General features: G+C 76.0%; 3 protein-coding genes. 1 reads left to right on the top strand and 2 read right to left on the bottom strand.

Features of this window, described 5'->3' with window-relative positions:
• Positions 1-308 precede the first annotated feature (308 nt).
• Both ACFXA3_RS39460 and ACFXA3_RS39455 read right to left on the bottom strand, forming a co-directional pair.
• Positions 309-1,691 (bottom strand): sensor histidine kinase, encoded by a 1,383-nt coding sequence (locus tag ACFXA3_RS39460; protein WP_385195739.1) that lies wholly within the window; start codon positions 1,689-1,691, stop codon positions 309-311.
• Positions 1,692-1,752: 61 nt separating this feature from the next.
• On the bottom strand, positions 1,753-2,442 hold the full coding sequence (locus ACFXA3_RS39455) for a response regulator transcription factor (RefSeq protein WP_385195737.1): 690 nt from the start codon (positions 2,440-2,442) through the stop codon (positions 1,753-1,755).
• A gap of 79 nt (positions 2,443-2,521) precedes the next feature.
• Between ACFXA3_RS39455 and ACFXA3_RS39450 the strand changes: the two genes are divergently transcribed.
• Positions 2,522-3,070 (top strand): hypothetical protein, encoded by a 549-nt coding sequence (locus tag ACFXA3_RS39450; protein WP_385195735.1) that lies wholly within the window; start codon positions 2,522-2,524, stop codon positions 3,068-3,070.
• Positions 3,071-3,184: the final 114 nt, after the last annotated feature.

Here is a 3,184-nt window from a genome sequence, read left to right as displayed (position 1 = left end):
CTGTGTGTCTGTGCCGTGAGCGCGCGACTGGGCGGGGGGGGTCTCCCACAAACACACAACCCCGCGCGGGGGGGGGGGGGGCGCCCCGCCCCCCCGCGGGCCCGGGGGGCGGGCCGCCGCCCCGAATTCACCGCCCGGCCGGGCCCGCCGCACGGGCCGGGCGTGCCCCGCAACCGCATGCGTCGGCCACGTCGGCCGGCGCAGCCGCGGCGGCCGGTTCAGTTACGTCGGCCGGTTCAGCCGCGGTAGTCGCATCAGCCGCTTCAGCCGCGGCAGTCGGTGCAGCCGCGGCGGCCGCATCAGCCGTGTCAGCCGCGGCGTTTGCGGCGGCCCCGGCGCGTCCGTACGCCGTCCGCCCCGCCCCGCGCCCGGCCGTCCAGGGCGATCCACACCCGCACCTCGGTCCCGCCCAGCATCGACCGGCCGATCCGGACGTCCCCGCCCGTCGATTCCGCCACGCGGCGCACGATGTCCAGGCCGAGGCCCGTCGAGCCGTCCCGCCCGCCGTCGTTGCCGCGCCGCAGCGCCGCGTCCGGGTCGGCGATCCCGGGGCCCGCGTCCGAGACGAGGACGATGACCGCGTCCCCCGCGTCGTGGACGTCCACCGCGAACGGGGTGCCCTCCGGGGTGTGCCGGAACACGTTGCCGAGCAGGGCGTCGAGGGCGGCCGCGAGCTCCGGACGGGCGACCGGGAGGCGTACCGTACGGTCCACGCCCGCGAGCCGCACCTCGCGGCCCTCGTCCTCCGCCAGCGCCGACCAGAACGCCATGCGGTCGCGGATCACCTCGGAGGCGTCGCAGCCCGCCCCGGCCCCGCCCGCGGCGGACGCGGGGGCGCGCTGTTCACGGGCCGTACGGATGATCGTGTCGACCTCCCGTTCCAGCTGCTCGACCGCGGCCCGGGTCTGCTCCGCCGCCGGCCCGTCGCCGAGCGAGGCCGCGTTGAGCCGCAGCACCGTCAGCGGCGTCCGCAGCCGGTGCGAGAGGTCGGCGGCCAGCTCCCGCTCGTTGGCGAGGAGTTCCACCACCTGGTCCGCCATCGAGTTGAACGCGACGGCCGCCGAGCGGAGTTCCTTCGGCCCGATTTCCTGCACCCGCGCCCCCAGCCGGCCCTCCCCCAGCTGGTGCGCGGCGTCCGCGAGCCGCTCGGCCGGGCGGACCAGCCGGGCGCCGAGCCGGTCGGCGACCGCCACCGAGCCCACGATCAGCGCCAGGCCGACGCCAGCGAGGACCACCCAGGCCGTCGCGACGCCGTTGCTGACCTCGCTCTCGGGGACGAAGACCTCCACGACGGCGATGTCCCCCGACCCGAGCGCCGTCGGCTGGAGCAGGGCCGAGCCGCCGCGGGCCAGCGGGGCCGTCATCGCCCGGCCCATCCGCCGGGTCTCGTCCACGGCGTGCGCCCCGGCCCGGCCGGTGCCGATCTCCACCGGCGCGTCGCCGCCGACCGCGGGGAGGTGGACCGCCATCCGCCGGGCCGCGCCCATCTGCGTGGACTCCACGGCCTTGCGCAGCTGTACCGGGTCGGTGGTGATGGACAGCGTCGGCCCGATGGTGGCGGCCTGCCGTTCGGCGTTGGAGAAGGCGCGGTCGCTGGCCATCTCCTGGACGACCAGTCCGAGCGGTACGGCGAAGGCCACGACCACCATGGCCGTGACCGCGAGGCACACCTTGACCAGCGCCCACCTCATCGCGCGCTCGCTCCGCCCGGCGCGCCCGCCGTGCCCGGCGCGCTCGCTCCGCCCGGCGCGCTCACAGCGGCGGCTCCAGCTTGACGCCGACCCCCCGCAGCGTGTGCAGGTAGCGGGGGTTGGCCGCCGTCTCGCCGAGCTTGCGGCGCAGCCACGACAGGTGCACGTCGATGGTCTGGTCGTCCCCGTACGACTGCTGCCACACCTCGGCGAGCAGCTCGCGCCGGGCCACGACCACTCCGGGCCGCCCGGCGAGGAAGGCCAGCAGGTCGAACTCCCGCCGGGTCAGGTCCAGCACGGCACCGTCGAGCTCGGCCTGCCGCCGCAGCGGGTCGATGGCGAGGCCGCCCACCCGCAGGACGCGCGAGGGCGGTTCGGCCCCGGCGGCGGCGCGGGCGCGGCGCAGGACGGCGGCCATCCGGGCGGAGAGGTGCTCCACGGAGAACGGCTTGGTCAGGTAGTCGTCGGCGCCGTCGTTGAGGAGCCGGACGATTTCGGCCTCGTCGTCGCGCGCGGTGGCGATGATCACCGGTACGTCGGTGATGCCGCGCAGCATCTTCAGGGCCTCCGACCCGTCGAGGTCGGGCAGCCCGAGGTCGAGGATGACCACGTCGAACCGGTGGTGGGCGACCTCGCGCAGTGCCTCCAGGGCCGTACCGACGCTGCGCACGGTGTGCGAGGCCTCGGTCAGGTGCCGGATCAGGGCCGAACGTACGAACTGGTCGTCCTCGACCACGAGCACACTTGCCATGGGCGGCACCGTAGTCCATCCGGGGGACCCGGCGGGGTGTCGGGCCGTCTCCCGGACGGGTGGTGCAGTATGTGCCCTGATGCACCGAGGACTTGTTCATGCTCTCGCCTGGACGCTGGCGACCGGGGCGGCGGTGACGCTGTCCTGGTGGGGCGTGCACTCGGTCATGTCCGGAACCGCCTACGATCCGCCGCTGGCGGTGCCGCTGACGACGCGGCCGCTGTCCTCCTCGACGCACGGCGCGACGGCGTCGCCGGATCCGGCCTCCGGTTCCGGTTCGCCGTCCCCGTCCGCCTCCCCGTCGGGTTCGCCGTCCGCCACTGCCTCCGGCGCGAAGCCGTCGCCGAAGGCGGCCGCGCCGGGGCCGGGCCCGGACGGGCAGCAGGGCGACGGCGGGGAGGACGCGGGCAGCGTGAAGGCCTACCCGGTCACCGGCGGCCGGGTGGTCTTCGACCTCGGGGCCTCGTCGGCGGAGCTGGTGTCGGCGACGCCGGACGCGGGCTGGCAGATGCAGGTGTGGAAGCAGCCGTACTGGATCCGGGTCACCTTCACGAAGGCGGGCCGGGAGATGTCGGTCTTCTGCACCTGGAACGGCCACCCGCCGATGGTGGAGACGTACGAGGCCTGAGGCCTGAGGCCCGTCCTCGTCAGCGGAAGACCGACGGCGGGGGCTCCGGTGAGGCCACCGCCGAGGCGTCCGCGACGGGGGCCGCGCCGCCCGCGAAGTCGGCGAGGCCCCGGC

Origin of the sequence: Streptomyces sp. NPDC059456, from assembly GCF_042750055.1 — a bacterium.
GTDB lineage: Bacteria > Actinomycetota > Actinomycetes > Streptomycetales > Streptomycetaceae > Streptomyces.
The sequence above is the reverse complement of the archived record's forward strand: the minus strand, read 5'-3'. Positions and strand labels throughout refer to the sequence as shown.